Genomic DNA, 20,780 nt, shown 5'->3' with positions numbered 1-20,780 from the left:
CCCTTGCGGGGCGCTTCAAGCGGGGCGCTCAAGGGCTGCCGGGCGTCAGAGGCTCGTGACGTCCAGTTCGCCCTCGGCGTAGCGCCTCCTGAGTACCTTCTTGTCGAACTTGCCCACGCTCGTCTTCGGCACCGCCTCGATCACCGTCCAGCGCTCGGGGAGCTGCCACCTGGCGATCTTGCCCTCCTCGGCGAGGAAGATGCGCAGGGTCTCGAAGGTGGCCGTGGAGCCCTCCCGCAGGACGACCGTGGCCAGCGGGCGCTCGCCCCACTTCTCGTCGGGGACGGCCACCACCGCGGCCTCGGCGACGTCCGGGTGGGACATCAGCGCGTTCTCCAGCTCGACCGAGGAGATCCACTCGCCGCCGGACTTGATGACGTCCTTGGCGCGGTCGGTGAGGGTGAGGAAGCCGTCGGGGGAGATGGTGCCGACGTCGCCGGTCTTCAGCCAGCCGTCCTCGCTGAACTTGTCCTCGGGACGCAGGGGTTCGGCGTCGGGGCCGTTGTAGTAGGCGCCCGCGATCCAGGGTCCGCGGACCTCCAGCTCGCCCGCCGACTCGCCGTCCCAGGGGAGGCGCTCGCCGCCGGGGCCGCTGAGCCGGGCCTCGACACTGGCCGGGAAACGGCCCTGGGTGAGGCGGTACGCGAACTCCTCCGCGGTGCCGACCGCGTGGGCCGGCGGGCGGGCGATGGTGCCGAGCGGGGAGGTCTCGGTCATGCCCCAGGCGTGGCAGACCCGCATGCCCAGCTTGTCGAAGGCGGTCATGAGGGAGGGCGGGCAGGCGGCGCCGCCGATGGTGACCTGGCCGAGGGAGGAGACGTCCCGGGGGCGGGCGGTCAGCTCGCCGAGCAGGCCCTGCCAGATGGTGGGGACCGCGGCGGCGTGCGTGGGCCGCTCGCGCTCGATCATCTCGGCGAGCGGGCCGGGCTGGAGGAAGCGGTCCGGCATCAGCAGGTTGACGCCGGTCATGAAGGTGGCGTGCGGCAGGCCCCAGGCGTTGACGTGGAACTGCGGCACGACGACCAGGGAGATGTCCTGGTCGGTCAGGCCCATCGACTGGGCCATGTTGACCTGCATGGAGTGCAGGTAGATCGAACGGTGGCTGTACACCACGCCCTTGGGGTCGCCGGTGGTGCCGGAGGTGTAGCACATGGCGGCGGCCCGGCGTTCGTCCAGCTCCGGCCAGTCGTACGTCGTCGGCTTCCCGGCGAGGAGCTCCTCGTACTCGTGGACGGCCGCGGTGGCGCCGGCGAGGAGGGAGCGGTCGCCCGGACCGGAGACCACGATGTGCTCGACGGTCGGCAGCTTGGCCAGCAGGGGCGCGATCATCGGGATCAGCGAGCCGTTGACGAGGACGACCTTGTCCGCGGCGTGGTTGACGATCCAGACCAGCTGCTCGGCGGGCAGGCGGAGGTTGAGGGTGTGCAGGACCGCGCCCATGGAGGGGATCGCGAAGTACGCCTCGGTGTGCTCCGCGTTGTTCCACATCAGGGTGGCCACACGGTCGTCGCCCCGGACTCCGAGGTCGTCCCGCAGGGCGTGCGCCAACTGGGCGGCGCGGTCGCCGATCTCGGCGAAGCTGCGGCGGTGCGCCTCGCCCTCGCCGGTCCAGGTGATCACCTGTGATGCGCCGTGAACCCTCGACCCGTGGGTCAGGATCCTTGAGATCAGCAGCGGTACGTCCTGCATGGTGCTCAGCACGGCGTCCTCCCGGGGGCGACATTGCCTACTCGGTGGTAAAGGGGCTGCGCTGATTCTGCTCACATACCGGGCGGTATGTCACTAGGAGAAAGCCAACAAAGCCGGTTCGGTCGCGCCGGACGCCCCGGGCCGCTACCGGGCGAGGTCCAGCTCGGGGTCCTCGCGCAGCTTGCCGAGCGCACGCGACACGGCCGACTTCACCGTGCCCACCGAGACCCCCAGCACCTCGGCGGTCTGCACCTCGCTCAGGTCCTCGTAGTACCGCAGCACCACCATCGCCCGCTGCCGCGCCGGGAGTTTCATGATGGCCCGCCACATCGCGTCGTGCAGTGCCTGCCGTTCGGCCGGGTCGTCCTCGCCGGGCGCCGTCTCGGGCTCGGGCATCTCGTCGCAGACGAACTCGTCGACCCGGCGCTTGCGCCACTGCGAGGTCCGCGTGTTGAGCAGCGCCCTGCGCACATAGCCGTCGAGGGCCCGGTGGTCCTCGATCCGCTCCCAGGCCACGTACGTCTTGGCGAGCGCCGTCTGGAGCAGGTCCTCGGCATCGCTCGGGTTCGCGGTCAGCGACCGGGCGGTGCGCAGCAGGACGGGCTGGCGGGCCCTGACGTACGACGCGAACGACGGATAGGAGGGACGGGCGGGGCGGGCGTACGGGCGGGTCTGCCGCACCGAGACAGCGGCGGCGTCCGAAGCGCTGGTGCAGACGGGTGTGGTCATGGCTCCACGCTATGAGCGGGCGGTGTCACCGCGGATCGGCCGCAGGTCCCGAAGCCGAGTCCCCCTCAGGTTGTAGGGGTGGGGCTGGCTACACCTCCTGAAGGTGGAGTACGCGAGCGGAACTCCTGCGGGTTTACCCCTCAGGGGGAGGAGGACGGGGGCCGCGGCTCACCCGTCCGGGGCCCGGGAGAGCCCGCCCGTCCGCATCGCGCGGCCCGGTGGCGGGATCAGTCGTCCGAGGTCAGGACCAGTCCGGACGTCGGTACGCCCGTGCCGGCCGTCACCAGGACGCGGCCCGCCCCCGGTATCGGGTTCACGGCGGTGCCGCGCAGCTGGCGCACGCCCTCCGCCACCCCGTTCATCCCGTGCAGGTACGCCTCCCCGAGCTGGCCCCCGTGCGTGTTCAGCGGCAGCCGCGCCTCGGCCACGAAGTCCGCCGCCTCCCCCCGCCCGCAGAACCCGAACTCCTCCAGCTGCATCAGTACGAACGGCGTGAAGTGGTCGTACAGGATCCCCACGTCGATGTCGGCCGGGGCGAGTCCGCTGGTGCGCCACAGCTGGCGGCCCACCACGCCCATCTCCGGCAGCCCGGTCAGGTCGTCCCGGTAGAAGCTGGTCATCTGCTCCTGGGCCCGGCCCGCGCCCTGCGCCGCCGCCGCGATCACGGCCGGCGGATGCGGCAGGTCGCGCGCCCGCTCCACCGACGTGACGACGAGGGCCTGTCCGCCGTCCGTCTCCTGGCAGCAGTCAAGCAGCCGGAGCGGCTCGACGATCCAGCGGGAGGCCGCGTGGTCCGCGAGGGTGATGGGACGGCCGTGGAAGTAGGCGGCGGGGTTGGTCGCCGCGTAGCCGCGGTCGGTCACCGCCACGTGCCCGAACGCCTCCGGGGTCAGCCCGTAGGTGTGCAGGTAGCGCTGCGCCGCCATCGCCACCCAGGACGCGGGGGTGAGCAGCCCGAACGGCAGCACCCAGCCGAGCGCGGCCCCCTCCGCCGACGGCTCCCGGTGCTGCACGCCCGAGCCGAAGCGGCGGCCCGACCGCTCGTTGAAGGCGCGGTAGCAGACGACGACCTCGGCGACCCCGGCCGCGATCGCCAGCGCCGCCTGCTGGACGGTCGCGCAGGCCGCGCCGCCCCCGTAGTGGACGCGGGAGAAGAAGGACAGCTCGCCGATCCCGCAGGCCTGCGCCACGGTGATCTCCGGGCTGGTGTCCATCGTGAACGTCACCATCCCGTCCACGTCCGCCGGGGCCAGCCCCGCGTCGTCCAGCGCGGCCCGCACCGCCTCCGCCGCCAGCCGCAGCTCGCTGCGCCCCGAGTCCTTGGAGAACTCGGTGGCCCCGATGCCGACGACCGCCGCCCGCCCGCCGAGCGAGTCCCGGCCCCGCACGCTCATGAGTCCGCCTCGCCGGTGAGGGTGACGGTCACCGTGACCTCGGTGAAGGTGACGGTCACCGTGCCGGTCACGTGGTTGCCGATGCCGTTGGCGCCGACCACCCGGACCGTCGCCGTCCCCGTCTCGTCGTCCAGCTCCTCGATCCGGCCGGTCAGCACCATCGTGTCGCCCGGGTAGTTGGGCGCGCCGAGCCGGATGGCGACCTTGCGGAGCACGGCCGTCGGGCCGAAGTGGTCGGTGATGTACCGGCCGACCAGGCCGTTGGTCGTCAGGATGTTCATGAAGATGTCCGGGGAGCCCTTGCGCCGGGCCAGTTCGGCGTCGTGGTGCACGTCCTGGTAGTCCCGGGACGCGATCGCCCCCGCCACGATCAGCGTCCGCGTGATCGGGATCTCCAGCGGCGGCAGGGCGGCGCCCACGGCCGGCCATCTCGTCTCAGTCGTCATGCGCGATCAACTCCCCCAGTTCCTGGAGCACTTCGCCCCCGCTGCCCAGATACGCGTCCAGCTGCCGGCCCCACAGGAAGTGCCGGTGCACGGGATGGCCGACATCCGCGCCCGCGCCGCCGTGCAGGTGCTGGCCGGTGTGCACGACCCGCTGCCCGGCCTCGGACGCCCACCAGGCCGCGGTCAGCGCGTGCGTGGCGTACGGCAGTCCGGCGTCCCGCCGCCAGGCCGCCTCGTACGCCGTCACCCGTATCGCCTCGGTGTCCATGTGGGCGTCGGCGGCGCGGAGCTGGACGGCCTGCCGGGTGGCGAGCGGGCGCCCGAACTGCTCCCGGGTGTTGGTGTGGGCCACGGCCCGGGCGAGGGAGCCCGCGCAGACGCCCGCCTGGAGCCCGGCGAAGGCGGTGCGGGCGGTGGCCAGGACGTCGGCGCAGGCGTCCGCACCGCCCAGCATCTCGGCGGGGGCCGCGTCGAGCGTGAGCCGCCCCGCCGACCAGGGCGCGGTCAGCTCGACCTCCTCGGTGCCCGTGCCCGTGCCGGTGCCCGTGTCTTCGCCGAGCGGCACCAGCCACAGCCGCCGGCCGGCGTCCGCGACCAGGACATGGGTGGCGTCCCGCAGCCACGGGACGACGGGGACCGTGCCGCTCAGCCGCCCGCCCTGTACGGAGGGCCGTTCCCCCGCGGGCCCCGCCTCCGCGGCCCGCACCCCCTGCTGGGCGGGGAACGCCCCGGTCACCACCACCGACCCGTCCCCGATCCCCGGCAGCAGCCGCGCCCGCTGTTCGTCGCTGCCGTGCGCGGAGACGGCCAGCTGCCCGTACACGCAGCTCGCCGCGTACGGCACCTGGGCCGTGGTCCGCCCCTGCTCCTCCAGGAGGAGAACCAGACCCAGCAGGCCCAGCTCCTCCACCGCGGCCACCAGTCCGGCCGCGCACAGGGCCTTCCACAGCTCCGGGTCGCTGCCGGTGCCGGCCGCCCGCAGCCGCTCGTGGGTGGCGAGGTCGGCGAAGATCCTGGCGGCCAGGTCGCGCGCCTCGGCCTGCGCCTCGGTGGGCGTGAAGTCCATGTCAGACCTCCTCTCCGAGGACCCGGAAGACGGGCAGGGTCAACGCCCCGCCCTCGTCGTCGTACCGGCGGAACTCCACCCGTACCGGCAGGCCGATCCGCACCTTGTCGTACGGCACCCCCACCACGTTGCTCACCATCCGCACGCCCTCGGTGAGCTCGATCAGGCCGACCGCGTAGGGCGGGTCGAAGGCCGGGAAGGGCGGGTGGTGCATGACGACGTACGAGCAGACCGTGCCCTCGCCGGCCGACTCGACCGTGTCCCAGTCGGGGGAGCCGCAGGCGTTGCAGCCCGGCAGCCAGGGGTGGCGCAGGGTGCCGCAGCCGGTGCAGCGCTGGACGAGGAGGCGCTCCTCGGCCACGCCCTCCCAGAAGCCCGCGTTGTCCCGGTTGACCACCGGGCGGGGGCGCGGCGGGGCCTTGGCCGGCTTCCCGGCGGGCGCGTACTTGAGGACGCGGAGGCGGTGGACGCCGACCAGCTCCCCGCCGACCCGGACGTCCGTGCGCGTGGTGACGAAGTAGCCCGTGCCCAGTTTCGTCGTCTTGCGCCCGGACACCGACTCGATCACCGTGTCGAAGGCCGGCTTGTCGCCCGGCCGCAGCGGGCGCAGGTACTCCTGCTCGCAGTCGGTGGCGACGATCGAGAGGCAGCCCGCCGCGTCGAGCAGGGCGGACATCTCGTCGTACGCGCCGGTGCGTGCCGTGTTCCCGGAGAGGCCGCCCATCGTCCAGGCCTGGAGCATGGTGGGCGGGGCGATGGCGTCCGGCCCCGCGTACGCCGGGTTCGTGTCGCCCATCGCCTCGCACCAGTGCCGGATCATGGGCAGGTTGACCGGGTCCTTGCCGGTGCCCGCCCGGGAGGCCGGCTGCCCCTCGTACGCCTTGAGCCGCGCCCCCAGCTCGTCAGTCCCCCCGGCCACGGCCACCCCTCCGCATCCCGAGCCGCATCGTCGCGACGATCTCCCGCTGCACCTCGCTCACCCCGCCCCCGAACGTGTTGATCTGCGCCGCCCTGTTGAGCCGCTCCAGCCCGCCGTCCCCGAACGCCCCCGGTGAGCCGGACCGGACCAATGCCGCCTCGCCGACGATCTCCTGACACATGCGATACGTCGCGACTGCCGATTCCGTTCCCGCGAACTTCACCCCGCTGGCCTCCGCGGGGGCCACCCTGCCCGCCCCCGCGTCCCCCACCAGACGCCAGCTGAGCAGGCGGTTCGCCGCCAGCCGGGCATGCGCTTCGGCCAGCCGGGAACGAATCCACGGCTCGTCAACACGGCGCCGCCCGGTCACCGGATCGGGGGTGCGGGCGGCGGTGAGCGCGGCGGCGTAGAAGTCCTCGGCCTGCATGCCGGTCGCGGCCAGGGCGACCCGCTCGTGGTTGAGCTGGTTGGTGATGAGCGACCAGCCGTCGTGCTCGGCACCGACGAGGCTGTCGGCGGGGACGCGGACCCCGTCGTAGTACGTCGCCGTCGTGACCTGCCCGCCCACCGTCTCGATCGGCGTCCAGGAGAACCCGGGCGCGTCGGTGGGGACGAGGAGGATCGAGATGCCGCGGTGCCTGGGCGCCTCGGGGTCGGTGCGGCAGGCGAGCCAGATCCAGTCGGCGTGCTGGGCGCCCGAGGTGAAGATCTTCTGCCCGTCGATCCGCCAGCCGTCGCCGTCCCGCGCCGCCCGGGTGCGCAGCGCGGCCAGGTCGGTGCCGGCGGAGGGCTCGCTGTAGCCGATGGCGAAGACGAGTTCACCGCGGAGGATGCCGGGCAGGAAGCGGGCCTTCTGCGCCGCACTGCCGTACTTCATCAGCGTCGGCCCGACCGTGTTCAGGGTGACCATCGAGACGGGGGCGCCGGCCCGGTACGCCTCGTCGAAGAACACGAACTGCTCGTCGGCGCCCCGCCCTTGACCGCCGTACTCGACGGGCCAGCCGAGGCCGAGCAGGCCGTCCGCGCCGATGCGGCGCAGCAGGGTACGGCGTTCGGCGGGGTCCTCGGGGGCGGGGGACGGGACCAAGGACCCGAAGTAGGCGCGGAGTTCGGCGCGCAGCCGCTGCTGGCGTTCGGTGGGAGCCAGATGCATGGTTTCTGACTGTCCGTCAGATTCGGTGTGGTGTCAAGGTCCAGAGGAGTCGGCAGCGGGCCGCCGGAAGGAGCCGGAAACGCCTGCGCGGCGGTGCCGAAGCACCGCCGCGCGGACGCACGCCCATCCCCACAGACCACACCCCACCAGGGTTCAGGCGGGGCCTACCACAGCTGGGTGAAGTGGACGGCGACGTTTTCGTTGCCCTGCTGGATCGCGGTCCACGCGGAGCCGTTGACCTGAGCGGTGTTGCTCTGGTTCGAGGCGCCGTTGCCCACCGCGTTCTGCTGGGTGGTGGAGGAGTTGCCGTTGTTGTCGTGGCCGACCCCGCTGCCGATGATGCCGGCCGTGCCGACGTTGGCGCTCGATCCGTTGTCCGCGATCGCACCGTTGTCCGCAGCCGCGACACCGGTGAAGAGGGCGGCGGCGAGCGGGAGGGCGGAGACGGCGGCGAGAACGCGGGCGGTACGGATGCTTGCCATGTTGTTTCCTCTCAGAGCCCGGCTGTGCCGGAGGTCCGTCAAGTAAGGCTTTTCCCGGGGCAGTTGGCCGACCGCCTCGGTGGGTGTCATCGACGTCGCGAGACCAGAGTTGCCCACCGAATCCCTGTCGAACCAGCCCGGAAGCCCTTATTCGCCCTCAAGCGTGATGACAAGTCGATAAACCCCTTTCACCATCTTTGGTCGAGTACCACCCCAGTCATGACCAGTCAGGACATCAGCGCACATCAGGCCCCCCAAGGGGAAAACCGTTCCGGCCCCGACCCGCGACCGAGTCGCCGCCCTCGGCGTGTCACGCCGGCGCCCTCTTCCCTTTTTCGAACGTACGTACGAACATGGAGGCATGGCCACCACCGACCGGCAGGCCACGACGCTGGCCCTCGCACACGCCCTGTCAGCCGCCGAGCGCGGCCTGGCCGTCATCCCCCTGTCCCGCACGAAACTCCCGGCCCTGCGCTCCCCGCACCGCCACGCCCCCGACTCCGACCCCGACCCCGTGCTGCCGCCCTGCCACGGCGAGTGCGGACGCCCCGGCCACGGGGTGTACGACGCCACCACCGACCCGTCCCGCATCCGCGAACTGTTCGCCGCGGCCCCCTGGGCGACCGGCTACGGCATCGCCTGCGGGCTGCCCCCGCACCACCTCATCGGCGTCGACCTCGACGTGAAGTGCGGTACGGACTCCACGTCCGCCCTGCGCGAACTGGCCCTGCGGCACCTGTTCACCATCCCGCCGACGGTCGTCGTCCTCACCCCGAGCGGTGGCCGCCACCTCTGGCTGACCGGACCGGCGGACGCCGTCGTCCCCAACTCGGCCGGCCGGCTCGCCCCCGGCATCGACATCCGGGGCGCCGGCGGCTACCTGGTCGGCCCCGGCTCCCGGACCGACCACGGCGTCTACGCCACCGCCCCCGGCACCGAGCACCTGGTCCCCGCGCCCTGTCCCCCGTCCCTGCTCCGCCTCCTGCTCCCGCCCCCGCGCGCGCCCCACCCCGCGACCCACCCCTCGGTCGGCAACCGCGGCCAGGGCCTGGTCCAGTTCGTCCTCTCCGCCCACGAGGGCCAGCGCAACACCCGCCTCTTCTGGGCGGCGTGCCGCGCCTACGAGAACGGCATCGGCCGCGCCCTGCGGGCCCCGCTGATCGACGCGGCGGTCCACACGGGCCTGACGGAGCAGGAGGCCCGCGCGACGATCGCATCGGCGGCCCGCATGACCGGCCGCCGGCCTTGAGCGACCGAGAGCCCTGAGGGGTTCTGGGGGTCCTGAGCGGTTGTGGGGGTCCTGGCGGTCCTGAAAGGGGTTCTGGGGGTCCTGAAAATCGAACGCGCCCAGCCGCCCCGCCGCCTAACCTGCCGCTCATGCCCCTGACCCGTGTCGTCCTCGCCTCCGGCCGCTCGATCGGCCTCTCCCACCTCCGGCTCTCGTCGACGTACGGCGGGCTGCTGGAGGGCTATCCGCACCGGGCCCTCAACGACCGCCGTGTCAAAGGCCTGTTGACGGCGGCCGTGGCCGAGTACCCCCGCACCCCGACCCACTTGGTCCCGCCCCCGCGCGAACACCCCGACGACGACGTCGGCCGTACCCTCCCCTTCGGCCCGGTGGAGCTGCTCCCGCCGGTCGCCTGCATCGGCCTGTTCGAATCCGAACCCGTCTCGCCGGACAACGAACCGGTCCTGCACGGCTCGTCCCTCGCGATCGTCTGGTTCCAGGCCACACCTCGGCCACCGTCCGGCCACGACGCGAACCAGGGGCTGCGGGAGGTGGCCTGGGAGGAGCTGGCGGAGGACTACGAGGTCTGAGCACCGGCGTCTGCGGCCTCCAGCGATCCCCGGTCTTCAGCGATCCGAGGTCTTCAGCGATCCCCGGTCTTCAGCGCTCTCCGCTCTGCGACTTGGGAAGGCCGAGGCGGCTACGAAAGATGTGCGGACGCAGACTTTCGGGAACTGAACCGGTCGGGGCCGGCTGGCCATGCTGGCGGTATGGATCAGGCGAAGATCTCCCGGCGTGCGCTGATGGGCGCCGCCGCTGCCGCCGCTGCCTCCACCGCCGCCGCGGTGACAACCGGCGCGGCCCCGGACCAGGCCGCGGACCAGGCCCCGGCCCCGGCCCCGGGATCGCGGCCGGCGTCGGACCGGCAGGCGGACGGATCCGGCTCCTCTCGGGTCGAGGCCCTGCTGACCCGTATGACGACGGCCGACAAGATCGCCCAGTTGAACGTCCCCGTCTGCCTCCCGCAGGAACTGATCGGCGATCCCACGAACCCGACCGGCACGGCGGAGCACCGGGAGGCGTACGTGCGCGGCCGGACCGTGGTCGGTACGGGGACCGGGCGGTTGCGGCTCGGCCCGGGCGGCGGTTTCTTCGGCCTGGTCGACCAGACCCTGTTCGGTTCCTTCGAGGTGCCGCATCCGCTCACGCCCCGCGAGCAGGCCGAGCAGCACAACCGGCTGCAGCGCCTCGCCCGGGACACCGCGCTCGGCATTCCGCTGCTGCAGATCAGCGAGGGCACGCACGGTTCCGTGGGCCCCGGCTCGACGATCTTCCCGGAGGGGCCGGCACTCGGCGCGACGTTCGACCCCGACCTGATCGGCCAGGTGTACGCGGCGGTGGCCCGGGAGGCCCGCGCGGTCGGGATCCACGCGCTGAGCACCATCACCGCGGAGCTGAACCGAGACCCGCGCTACGGCCGCGGGATCTGGGCGTTCAGCGAGGACCCGTACCTGACGGCCGCCATGGTCGGTGCGCTGGTGCCGGCCATGCAGGGCGCCGGAAACGACCTCACCTCCGACGAGTCGGTGGTCACGTCCCTGGTCACCTTCCCCATGGAGTCCCCGAACGTCGGCGGCCTGGAGACCAGTTCGATCGAGATCGGCGAACGCGCCTTCCGCCAGACGCACCTGGAGCCGTGGCGGGTGGGCTTCACGGAGGCCGGGGCCCTGATGACCGAGGCGAGCGAGCAGACCATCGACGGGCTGGTGGTCCACGGTTCACGCACGTACCTCACCGACCTCCTGCGGGACGAACTCCGCTTCGACGGCGTGGTGATCGGCAACGACCTGCACGGCCTGATCCGGGAACACGTGGCGGGCACCGCCCAGGAAGCGGCGGCGCTCGGGCTGGCCGCCGGGGTCGACATCAGTCTGTCCTGGGACGGGATCTACCTCGACCGGCTGGCCGCGGCCGTACGGGAGGGACGGGTCGACGAGGCGCTGCTCGACCGTGCCGTACGGCGCGTCCTCACCCTGAAGGAACGCCTGGGCCTGTTCGAGAACCCGTACGTCGACGCGGCCCGGGCGGAACGGGTCGTCAACTGCTTACCGCACCGGGCCCTGGCGCTGCGCGCCGCACGCGAGTCGACGGTGCTGCTGAAGAACGAGGGCGGGCTGCTGCCGCTGGCCGCCGACCGGGTCCGTACGGTGGCGCTGATCGGCCCCGACGCCGACGACGGGCTCAACCTCCTGGGCGACTACAGCGCCTACCCCGCGCTGCACGAGACCCCCTCGATCCGCGAGGCGTTGACCCGCCTGCTCGGCGACCGGGTGCGGGTCCGGTACGAGCGCGGCTGCGACGTCACCGGAACGGACACCTCCGGCTTCGCCGCCGCGCGTGCGGCGGCGCAGGACGCGGACGTCGCGGTGGTGGTCGTGGGCGAGCGGACCAGGGGCGGCTACCTCTCGCCCGACCGTACCGACGGCGAGCTCAAGGACACCGCGTCCCTCGCCCTGACCGGCGTACAGCAGCAGCTGCTCGAAGAGGTGCACGCCACCGGCACCCCGACCGTCGCCGTGCTGGTCACCGGCCGCGCCCTGGCCCTGCCGTGGGCCGCGGCACACCTGCCGGCGCTGCTGGTCGCCTGGCTGCCGGGGGAAGCGGGCGGCCAGGCGGTCGCGGAGGTGCTGTTCGGGACGACCGAGCCGACCGGCCGCCTGCCGGTCACCTTCCCCCGTGACGTCGGCCAGCTGCCCCTGACCTACGACCAGAAGCACGCCCGGGCCGAGGCGGGCCCCTACACCGACATGCCGTCCACGCCCCTGTACGCGTTCGGATCGGGCCACGGCTACACGACCTTCCGGCACAGCGGTATCCGGCTGGACGACACCCACATCACGCGGGACGGCCGGACCCGCCTCCACGTCGACATCACAAACACGGGCGGACGGGACGGAACCGAGGTCGTACAGCTGTACGTCACCGACGACCGGGCGAGCGTCTCCCTGCCGCGCCTCCGGCTGCGGGGCGTGGCCAAGAGGCGGGTGGCGGCGGGGGAACGCGTCACGGTGTCGTTCCCCGTGACGGCCGCGCGGGACCTCACCCTCGTCGACGAACGGCTGCGCACCGTGGTGGAGCCGGGGACGTTCACCCTCGGCGTCGGCAGCGCCGCGGACCGCCTGCACCAGCACATCTCCCTGACCGTGTCCTGACCCCCACTGCTGGCACTACCGGCACTACTGGCACTACTGGAGAACCCCATGAACACCGCCGACACCCCGCTCGCCGAGGCCGACTACATCGCGGCCACCGCCGACGAGCTCAGCCGCAGGCAGGGAGCCGACAGGGCCGCGGCGCTGGTCAGCCAGAAGGCCCTCTTCCAGCGCCGCGGGCGGATCCTCCTCCACCCCGACCGGCTCGTCCTCACGGGCTGGTCGGACACCGGCTCCCTCGTCCTGACCCGCACGGACATCACCACCGCCGAGACCCGCTACACCGACCTCTACGGCCGCTTCCTGGGCGGCCTCCTCAACGCCGGCAAGCCCCTCATCCTCACCACCGCGACCCCCTCCCGAGGCGAGATCTACCTGCTCGTCAACCGCCGCGAGTTCATGGAGACGACGGACGACAGACAGTGGGAGAAACACATCAACGACTGGCTCGCCGGCTGACCCCACGGGGAGCCGCGTTTCAGCCAACCGCGATGCTGCACTTCCTGGCGGGGACGCCGGTGAGTTCACACGCGGCGGCGTCCTCCTCGCCCTCGGTCCGGTGCTGCCGCAGGTACGTCGCCGTCGCACGGGTCCCGGCGTCGAAGCAGGCCGGGTTCTGGTCCACCATCAGACCGAGGATCCTCACCTGCGTCGACTCCATGTCCGCATTGACGGAATCGGCGTAGTCCTCGTCCCGGTACTCCCGTTCCATCTGTTCCCTGAGCCGGCCGGCCCGCCCGGTGAACTCCTTCTCCACCTGCGCGCAGGCAGCGGACCGCCCGGACCCACCACCGTCACGCGTCGCCCCGACGGCGTACCCGCCCACGGCGAGCGTGATCGCCCCCGCCCCGACCAGCGCGATCATCGAACGCTTCATGGCCGGTGATCGTATCCCCGCACCCGAGACGCCCCCGGGTCAGGTCCACCGAACACCACAAACGCCAACGGCCCCCGACCGTCTCACCTGGTCAGGGGCCGTTCGCATCAAGCGGTGGGTGTGGGATTTGAACCCACGGTGACTCGCGCCACGACGGTTTTCAAGACCGTTCCCTTAGGCCGCTCGGGCAACCCACCTGTGCCCCGGCCCACCAGGGGCGGAGCGGGTACAGAATACCGGCCTCGACGGATCTGCGGTGGGCTTGGTCCACACGGGGTTCACCAGGTCTGATGGATGCCCCGCAGAACTCTGGTCGGGCTCGGTCAGCTGACCGGGGTCAGGATCACCGCCTGTCCGCCGGCGCTGGTCATCGCCACGCTGAGGGTCGTGCCGGCGGTCACCGTCTGGCTGGTGACGACCGTCGGGGTCGCGTGCGGAGTGCTTCCGGCCGTCCCGTCGGCGTAGATCGTGGCCGTGTACGAGACGCCGCCGTCGAGGAAGTCCAGGGGGATCGAAACGGTCCGCGCATCCTCGTTGTTCATCACGCCGAGGAACCAGGTCGTGTCGCTGCGACGGGCCACCGCGACGTACTCGCCGAGCGAGGCTGCGACCGCCTGGCTTTCGTCCCATGTGGTGGGCACGGCGTCGAACCAGGCCAGGCCGGGCCAATGGGAGGTGGTCGAGTACGCCGAGGGCTTGGAGTACCAGTACAGGAAGTTCAGGGGCTGGTAGTAGACGGCGGCCATGGCCATCTGGTGGTTGTTGGTGGTGAGGTCACGGGACTGGCCGTAGCAGATGGTGTAGTCCATCGGGCCGCCGATGTTGCGGGCGAAGGGCAGCAGGATGTTGTTGGTGGCGGTGGGGAAGTGCTCGTTTCCCCGTACGCCCTCCAGGCTGATCCAGTTGGGGTAGGTCCGCTCGTAGCCCCACGAGCGGACGTCGTCGTGCATGTCGATCAGCAGTTCGTACTTGGCGGCGGTCTTGGCCCAGGTGATGATCTGGTTGGTCATGGTCTGGGTGCCGTCGTTGATGAAGCCGAGCTTGATACCGGCCACACCCCAGCTCTTGTACAGGGCGAACAGGGTGTCCGGGTCGGTCGCCGCGATGCGGTTGACGTAGAGGATGACGCCGACACCGTTCTCCGTGGCGTAGTCGATCACCGTGGTCAGGTCGATGGCGTCGATCGCGACCGTGGCGTCGGTGGTGGTGAACTCCGGGCCGTACCAGCCCGCGTCGTACTCGACGTAGTCCAGGTTCCGGGCGACGGCGAAGTCCACTCCGGCGGTTCCGGCGTCGGTGGTCAGCTCGCAGCGGAACACCTTGCCCGGCTTGATCCAGGAGGTGTCCGACAGGGCACACGCCGGAGCCAGGTTGAGCACCAGTTCGGCGTTGTCCACCAGGTCGGTCGCCTCGTCTCCCAGCACCAGCACCCGCCAGGGCGTGGTGAAGGGTGTCGTGACGGTCGAGGTGGTCTGGGTCGTGCCGGCGGAGCGAGCGGACTTCTCCATCAGGTACGTCTTGAGGGTGTTGCTCTCTCCGGTGACCGAACTGACCATCGACCGCGGGTAGTTGACCCGGGACGATTCACAGACCGTGGCGAGGAGACCGCTGTCGAGGGTGACCAGCAACGGCAGGTCGCTCAGGTATCCGTAGTCGGTGCTGGACGTACCCGTGTAGGGGATGGCGTCCGGTGCCACCGCACTGTAGGCGTCCTCGTCACGGGCGCTGTAGATCGTGGTGCTGTCGGGGAAGGCCCAGGTGGTCAACTCGTCGGAGATGGTGGCGCTCCCCGTGTCGAGCAGGACGTAGCGCATGGCCACGCCCGTGTTGTAGGCGCGGAGTTGAACAGAGAAGTTGACGCCGCTTGTGCCGTCCTGGAGGTTCCATCGCATCTCCTGGTAGTAGTCCCGGATCGTCGAGTTGCGGCCGAAGACGGGGGTCCAGGTGCTGTCCCGGGTCCAGTGCTGGTACTTGGTCACCGAGACGTCGCCGGTGCCGAGAGACGTGCCGTCGCCGAGCGTCAGGCCCAGAACCGAGCTGTTGAGCACAGTCGTGCCGCTGCGCTTCACCGACCAGCTGAGCACCCCACCGGTCAAGGACATGGTGATCGTGTTCTTGCCGTCCGGCGACGTCGCCGTGATCGACGAGTCCGCCGCATGCGCCACCTGAGCCGTGCCGAAGGACAGCAGCGCGCCTCCCGCGGTGAGCGCCGCGCCCTTGAGGAGACCTCGTCGGGACAACACCCCGGTGTGCTCGGTTCCTTGGATGCCGTCCGGAAGGCCATGGAATCGGGACGTTGACATGCTGGGTCACCTCTTCTTCGAAGTGTGCTGCACGGGATGGGCGGCAGGGCGGAGCCCCGAGGAGGACAGCGGAGCGAGGCGGCTTCAGCCGAGCCGTCGATGTGGAACAGACCCCCGATGGGCTGGCGTGTTCCTTGCGGTGACGATGTCACGACCTACAACAGAAACGACCACAAATGAACGTGTTCCAACGTGCGGGGCCTTTCTACGCCCACTCCACGTTGTGGGTCAATCCCCCTGCGGAAAGGCCGTCGAATCGGCCGTCGGAAACGCGCACGGATTCGCGCCTCAGGTCTGGACAAGAGGTGAGGGGCAACAGAATCCAACGCGATCAGGTCGTTGGTTTCGGGCCATGGGGTGCCGCCTCTGGCGGTTCTGGCGCCGGAGAACCCCGGCGGACCGGTCGGGGCTCGTCTCGCACAGCGCGGCCCTCATGCGGAAGGGGTGCCTCTCGGTGAGAGGCACCCCTTCCGCACAGCACATCTGTCCTTCAGACCGCTCCCGTTCGTGCGGGCGGGTGCGGGGTGCGGGTCAGTTGTCGCCGACGCGGGAGCCGAGGGTGACGGTGGTCGTGTGTTCGCTGCCGTCGCGCTTGTAGGTGATCTCGACCTTGTCGCCGGGCTTGTGGGTCCAGATCTCGCCGATCAGGGTCGGGCCGCTGTCGATCACCGTGTCGTCCAGCTTGGTGATGACGTCGCCGGGCTTGAGGCCGGCCTTGTCCGCGGGACCGCCGGACTCCACCGCGGCGGAGCCGCCCGAGCCGGAGTCGGTGATCTGCGCGCCGGAGGTGCCGTCCTCCAGCGACACCGACGCGCCGATCTTCGCGTAGACCGGCTTGCCGGTCTTGATCAGCTGCTGGGCCACGTACTTGGCCTGGTTGATCGGGATGGCGAAGCCGAGGCCGATCGAACCCGACTGCCCGGTGCTGCCCAGGCCGCCGCTGGAGGCGGACTGGATCGCGGAGTTGATGCCGATCACCGCGCCGGAGGCGTCGAGCAGCGGGCCACCGGAGTTGCCCGGGTTGATGGAGGCGTCGGTCTGCAGGGCGCTCATGTACGACGCCTTGCTGGTGGAGCTGCCGTCGCTGGAGGCGACCGGGCGGTTCTTGGCGCTGATGATGCCCGTGGTGACCGTGTTGGACAGGCCGAAGGGGGCGCCGATCGCGATCGTCTCGTCGCCGACGGCGACCTTGTCGGAGTCGCCCAGGGCGAGCGGCTTCAGGTCCGACGGCGGGTTCTTGAGCTTGATCACCGCGACGTCGTAGCCCTGTGCGTGGCCGACGACCTCGGCGTCGTACTTCTTGCCGTCGGGGAACGTCGCGGTCAGCTTGCCGCCGTCGAGGGAGTCCGCGACCACGTGGTTGTTGGTGATGATGTGGCCCTGCTTGTCGAAGACGAAGCCGGTGCCGGTGCCGCCCTCTCCGTTGGTCCCCTCGGACTCGATGGTGACCGTGCTGGGCAGCGAGTTCTGCGCGACCGCCGCGATGGTGCCGGCGGCGCGCTTGACCTGGGTGGCGCCGCCGCTGGAGGTCGAGGAGATGGTCGTGGAGCCGCTGTCGTCGTTGTTCTTCGCCAGCGTGTAGCCGAGGCCGCCGCCGAGGCCGCCCGCGACCAGCGCGGCCACCAGGACGGCGGCGATCAGACCGCCGCGTCCGCCGCCCTTCTTCGGCGCGGGCTGCGGCTGCTGGAACGGCTGCTGCTGGTACTGCTGGTGCTGCTGGTCGTACGTCGAGCCCCAGGCGGCGCCTGCGCCCGCGCCGGGGTCCGCGTAGGACGGGGTCGCGTAGGCGGGGGTCGCGGGGGCCGGGGGCGGCCAGGCGCTGTCCGGGGCCTGCGGTGCGGTCCCGTAGGGGTCGCCGGCGGGTGCGGCGGGCGCGCTCTGGGGCGTCGGCGGGATCGGGGCGGTCGGCGCTTCCCCGCCGTCGGACGCTGCTGCCTGCGGCGAGGCAGCGGGAGACGACGGCGGCACAGGAGGTGCGGACGGGGCCGGGGGTACCGGGTTGCCCTCGTTCTCGGTGCTCACAGCTTCTCTCCTCGGTCCACGGCTTTTCTTCTCGGTCGCACTCGGTCACGCTCTTTCACGCTTGCTGTCGGTCCGGCGCGATTCAGCTGTGCATGTGCTTTTGTATGCCGTCAGCTTTTCCCACAGGCCGTCAGAGCACCATAAGCGGTGGCTGTGGGTACACGGACAACCTTTATATAGTGCTTGTCCGACAAAAGTTCTCTTTACCGGCATCCGGGGTGCCCCCAGGCACCCCCGCTCGGTGGCACCATGTCGCGGTGACCCACGCACCACAGCATCGCATCCAGGTCGTCGCGCACCGCGGGGCCTCCGAGTACGCCCCCGAGCACACGCTGGCCGCGTACCGGAAGGCCATCGAGGACGGCGCCGACGCCCTCGAGTGCGACGTACGCCTCACCGCCGACGGCCACCTGGTGTGCGTCCACGACCGGCGGGTCAACCGCACGTCCAACGGGCGGGGCGCCGTCTCGGCCCTGGAGCTTGCGGAGCTGGCCGCGCTGGACTTCGGCTCGTGGCGCAAGGGGCCGGCCTGGCGCGGACGGGACGAGGAGCCCGACTGGGAGTTCCGGCCCGAGGACCGTGCGGACACCTCCGTACTGACGCTGGAGCGGCTGCTGGAACTGGTCGCGGACGCCGGGCGGCGGGTGGAGCTGGCGATCGAGACCAAGCACCCGACGCGCTGGGCGGGGCAGGTCGAGGAGCGGCTGCTTGTCCTGCTCAAGCGGTTCGGGCTGGACGCACCGGCCGCCCCCGCCGAGTCGCCGGTGCGGGTCATGAGCTTCTCCGCGCGGTCGCTGGCCCGGGTGCGGGCGGCCTCGCCGACGCTGCCGACCGTCTATCTGCTGCAGTTCCTCTCGCCCCGGCTGCGCGACGGGCGGCTGCCGGCCGGGGTGCGGATCGCGGGGCCCTCGATCCGGATCGTGCGCAATCACCCGGCCTACGTCGAGCGGTTGCAGCACAACGGGCACCGGGTGCACGTCTGGACGGTGAACGAGCCGGAGGACGTGGACCTCTGCGTGGAGCTCGGCATCGACGCGATCATCACGAACCGCCCGGCGGCGGTGCTGAGCCGGCTGGGGCGTTGAGGGTCCCGGGGACAGTGCCCGGGTACCCGTTCTGACCAGGGTTCAGATAAAGAGTCGAGTAAGGACGCCTCGCACCTCTTGACCCGACAGCCCGTCCACAGCATCCTCACTTCTCGGCCACACCATCGAAATCCAGCCACACGCAGCCCTTTCCGGGGGATCCGGCGACGACGTGTGACAGGGAGTGCTCCGGCGCGTTCGATGCGTATTCGTTCGTTGCGAATGCGTCACCGGACATTCATTGGCCGGTTTCCGGTTCAGGCCAATGGGGCATCCACACCGTGGCGTGGGGCAAAGGAGGTCTCGGGGGTGGCGTTGGTGGTGGCACAGGAGGTGCCCACGTCGTCGAGCATGGCCGTACCCCATGGCCCTGCGGGCGTGGGGAAGGCGAGACACCGCATGCGCGATCAGTTGCGCACGGGCGGTCTGTCGGAATCGGTCATCGACGATGCCGTTCTGATCCTTTCCGAACTTTTGAGCAATGCCTGCAAACACGGGCGTCCCCTGGGGGAAGCGCTGGCCGGGGACGGCGACGTCCGGGCCGCCTGGCAGGTCGACACGCGCGGCCGGCTGATCGTCGAGGTCACGGACGGCGGCGGCCCGACCCGCCCGGCCCCGATGACCCCGTCGGTCACGGCGCACGGCGGACGCGGGCTGAACATCATCACGGCCCTGGCCGACGACTGGGGCGTCCGGGACGACGCCCGGGGCGAGGTCACCGTCTGGGTCGTGGTGCACAAGGACGTGCGCGGTCCGGGCACCCACGACCGCCGCGACGCCTTCGCCACGCGCGTCATGGCGCCCTCGGTCCCGGAGATGGCCGACCTGGACTTCGCGGACGCCTTCGACGACCTCGACTGAGTCAGGACCGGCGCGGGACGCATGGGCCGTACGGTCCGGTGTCGGCGCCGTTGTCCACAGGTTCCCGTGGTCCAGGGCATGAACGGCTAGGCTCCGCCCGTACGAGACGAGCCGTAACCGGGAGACACCCAGATGGCCAAGAAGCGACCCCAGACGACGGCCACGCGGCCGGAGCTCAGCGATAGCGAGATCCCGGTTGTCGGTGCCCGTGAGCCCTGCCCCTGCGGCAGCGGACGCCGCTACAAGGCCTGCCACGGCCGGGCCGCGGCGCACGCGACGACCGAGCTGGTGCACCGCCCGTTCGAGGGGCTGGCCGGCGAGGGCGACTGGGTGGCGCTGCGCGAGCTGGTCCCCGCCGCCACCGTCGAGCTGACCCTGAAGGACGGTCTGCCCGAGGGCGTCCCCTCGGTCACGCTCGCCACCGTGCTGCCGATGGCCTGGCCGGCGCTGCGCCGCGACGACGGCACGGTCCTGCTCGGCCTGCAGAACGACACGGCCTCCGGCGACATCAGCCGCGACCTCGCCGACACCCTCCGGCGCGCCCTCGCCGCCGAGCCGGGCACCCCGGTGCAGAGCCGCCGCGCCCCCGCCGACAGCCCCCGGCTGCAGGACCTGCTCGACCCGAAGGGCCCGTTCGAGCCAGTTGTGCACGACGGCTTCGAGTTCTGGGTGCAGGACGCGGAGAACGCCACCCCGGACGTGACCGCCTCCCTGGAGCGGGCCAACGCGGCGGCCATCCCGACGGTGAAGCTGACCGGCGTCGACTCCGCCTACTGGTGCGAGACGCCCGGGAAGAACCATCTGCGGTGGGTCATGCCGTACCCCGAGGAGCAGCTTCTGGACGCTCTCGCGCGGCTGCACGCGGCGGGCCGGTCCGGCCTCGGCGAGGGGACCCGGCTGGTCGGTTCCTTCCGCGCCCACGGCCTCACCGTGCCGGTCTGGGACCTGCCGAGCGGGGTCGGCGCGGAGGACGTGGAGAAGCCGGCCGCCGAGTTCGCCGAGCGGCTCGTGACCGCCCTGGCCTCGGAGGCACCGCTCACCGCGGACGAGCGGCGGGCCCGCGGCGGACTGACCAACCGACAGGTCACGCTCAGCTGACGATCAGCCGGCGAGCAGCCCGGGCACAGGGTCGCGGCTGACCGGTCGGTCAGCCGCCCCAGGCCCGTCGGCCCGGGTGACTCCTGTCACAACTTCCCTACACGGCAAGCAAATACGTGTCCGAATAGCCGAGATCGAATTTGCGAACCGCCGATCTCTTGTTACCGTCTCAGTAGCCCGGTTGCTGGTGCATCCCCCGTCGCCAGCAACCGGGCC

General features: G+C 71.4%; 18 protein-coding genes and 1 tRNA gene. 7 read left to right on the top strand and 12 right to left on the bottom strand.

All coding sequences use genetic code 11. The features are described 5' to 3' along the window. Positions 1-45 precede the first annotated feature (45 nt). The 8 genes from AB0D74_RS05480 to AB0D74_RS05445 form a co-directional block, all read right to left on the bottom strand. The gene (locus tag AB0D74_RS05480) at positions 46-1,701 is read right to left on the bottom strand and encodes a long-chain fatty acid--CoA ligase (RefSeq protein WP_362580806.1); all 1,656 of its coding nucleotides are present in this window, start codon (positions 1,699-1,701) and stop codon (positions 46-48) included. Between the two features lie 132 nt (positions 1,702-1,833). Then, complete coding sequence (locus tag AB0D74_RS05475) at positions 1,834-2,418, bottom strand: SigE family RNA polymerase sigma factor (protein ID WP_362580804.1); 585 nt, start codon at positions 2,416-2,418, stop codon at positions 1,834-1,836. Between the two features lie 227 nt (positions 2,419-2,645). Then, complete coding sequence (locus tag AB0D74_RS05470) at positions 2,646-3,812, bottom strand: lipid-transfer protein (protein WP_362580802.1); 1,167 nt, start codon at positions 3,810-3,812, stop codon at positions 2,646-2,648. Further along, positions 3,809-4,258 carry a MaoC family dehydratase gene (locus AB0D74_RS05465; RefSeq protein ID WP_362580800.1) on the bottom strand — a complete coding sequence of 150 codons (450 nt, stop codon included), beginning with the start codon at positions 4,256-4,258 and terminating at the stop codon, positions 3,809-3,811. The genes AB0D74_RS05470 and AB0D74_RS05465 overlap by 4 nt, the downstream gene beginning before the upstream one ends. Beyond that, on the bottom strand, positions 4,248-5,324 hold the full coding sequence (locus AB0D74_RS05460; RefSeq protein WP_362580798.1) for an acyl-CoA dehydrogenase family protein: 1,077 nt from the start codon (positions 5,322-5,324) through the stop codon (positions 4,248-4,250). Before AB0D74_RS05460 ends, AB0D74_RS05465 begins: the two co-directional genes overlap by 11 nt. A gap of 1 nt (position 5,325) precedes the next feature. Further along, positions 5,326-6,243 carry a bifunctional MaoC family dehydratase N-terminal/OB-fold nucleic acid binding domain-containing protein gene (locus tag AB0D74_RS05455; protein ID WP_362580796.1) on the bottom strand — a complete coding sequence of 306 codons (918 nt, stop codon included), beginning with the start codon at positions 6,241-6,243 and terminating at the stop codon, positions 5,326-5,328. Further along, entirely contained in the window at positions 6,227-7,396 is a 1,170-nt protein-coding gene (locus tag AB0D74_RS05450) for an acyl-CoA dehydrogenase family protein (protein WP_362580794.1), read from the bottom strand. Before AB0D74_RS05450 ends, AB0D74_RS05455 begins: the two co-directional genes overlap by 17 nt. A 164-nt stretch (positions 7,397-7,560) precedes the next feature. Continuing rightward, complete coding sequence (locus tag AB0D74_RS05445; RefSeq protein WP_362580792.1) at positions 7,561-7,878, bottom strand: hypothetical protein; 318 nt, start codon at positions 7,876-7,878, stop codon at positions 7,561-7,563. Between the two features lie 361 nt (positions 7,879-8,239). On the opposite strand from AB0D74_RS05445, the gene AB0D74_RS05440 reads away from it, so the two are divergent. From AB0D74_RS05440 to AB0D74_RS05425, 4 genes are all read left to right on the top strand, one after another. Beyond that, positions 8,240-9,127, top strand: coding sequence for a bifunctional DNA primase/polymerase (locus tag AB0D74_RS05440; RefSeq protein ID WP_362580791.1), 888 nt, complete (start codon positions 8,240-8,242; stop codon positions 9,125-9,127). 128 nt (positions 9,128-9,255) lie between these two features. After that, positions 9,256-9,696 carry a hypothetical protein gene (locus AB0D74_RS05435; RefSeq protein ID WP_362580789.1) on the top strand — a complete coding sequence of 147 codons (441 nt, stop codon included), beginning with the start codon at positions 9,256-9,258 and terminating at the stop codon, positions 9,694-9,696. Between the two features lie 180 nt (positions 9,697-9,876). After that, positions 9,877-12,318 carry a glycoside hydrolase family 3 C-terminal domain-containing protein gene (locus tag AB0D74_RS05430; RefSeq protein WP_362580786.1) on the top strand — a complete coding sequence of 814 codons (2,442 nt, stop codon included), beginning with the start codon at positions 9,877-9,879 and terminating at the stop codon, positions 12,316-12,318. 48 nt (positions 12,319-12,366) lie between these two features. Then, positions 12,367-12,777: a hypothetical protein gene (locus tag AB0D74_RS05425; protein WP_362580784.1), complete on the top strand. Its 411-nt coding sequence runs from the start codon at positions 12,367-12,369 to the stop codon at positions 12,775-12,777. Between the two features lie 19 nt (positions 12,778-12,796). On the opposite strand, the gene AB0D74_RS05420 is transcribed toward AB0D74_RS05425, so the two are convergent. The 4 genes from AB0D74_RS05420 to AB0D74_RS05405 all read right to left on the bottom strand — a co-directional run bounded on the left by AB0D74_RS05420 (position 12,797) and on the right by AB0D74_RS05405 (position 17,520). Further along, on the bottom strand, positions 12,797-13,195 hold the full coding sequence (locus tag AB0D74_RS05420; protein ID WP_362580782.1) for a hypothetical protein: 399 nt from the start codon (positions 13,193-13,195) through the stop codon (positions 12,797-12,799). Between the two features lie 112 nt (positions 13,196-13,307). Next, positions 13,308-13,392: transfer RNA gene (locus tag AB0D74_RS05415), tRNA-Ser, on the bottom strand. Positions 13,393-13,518: 126 nt separating this feature from the next. Next, entirely contained in the window at positions 13,519-15,498 is a 1,980-nt protein-coding gene (locus tag AB0D74_RS05410; RefSeq protein ID WP_362580780.1) for a glycoside hydrolase family 97 catalytic domain-containing protein, read from the bottom strand. Between the two features lie 531 nt (positions 15,499-16,029). Continuing rightward, positions 16,030-17,520 carry a trypsin-like peptidase domain-containing protein gene (locus AB0D74_RS05405; protein WP_362580779.1) on the bottom strand — a complete coding sequence of 497 codons (1,491 nt, stop codon included), beginning with the start codon at positions 17,518-17,520 and terminating at the stop codon, positions 16,030-16,032. 257 nt (positions 17,521-17,777) lie between these two features. On the opposite strand from AB0D74_RS05405, the gene AB0D74_RS05400 reads away from it, so the two are divergent. The 3 genes from AB0D74_RS05400 (at position 17,778) to AB0D74_RS05390 (ending at position 20,564) form a co-directional block, all read left to right on the top strand. Then, entirely contained in the window at positions 17,778-18,605 is an 828-nt protein-coding gene (locus AB0D74_RS05400) for a glycerophosphodiester phosphodiesterase (RefSeq protein ID WP_362580777.1), read from the top strand. A 222-nt stretch (positions 18,606-18,827) separates the two neighbouring features. Further along, entirely contained in the window at positions 18,828-19,466 is a 639-nt protein-coding gene (locus tag AB0D74_RS05395; RefSeq protein ID WP_362581012.1) for an ATP-binding protein, read from the top strand. 132 nt (positions 19,467-19,598) lie between these two features. Beyond that, complete coding sequence (locus AB0D74_RS05390; protein ID WP_362580775.1) at positions 19,599-20,564, top strand: DUF5926 family protein; 966 nt, start codon at positions 19,599-19,601, stop codon at positions 20,562-20,564. Positions 20,565-20,780 lie beyond the last annotated feature (216 nt).

This window comes from Streptomyces sp. NPDC048278 (genome assembly GCF_040652195.1).
GTDB lineage: Bacteria > Actinomycetota > Actinomycetes > Streptomycetales > Streptomycetaceae > Streptomyces.
The sequence above is the reverse complement of the archived record's forward strand: the minus strand, read 5'-3'. Positions and strand labels throughout refer to the sequence as shown.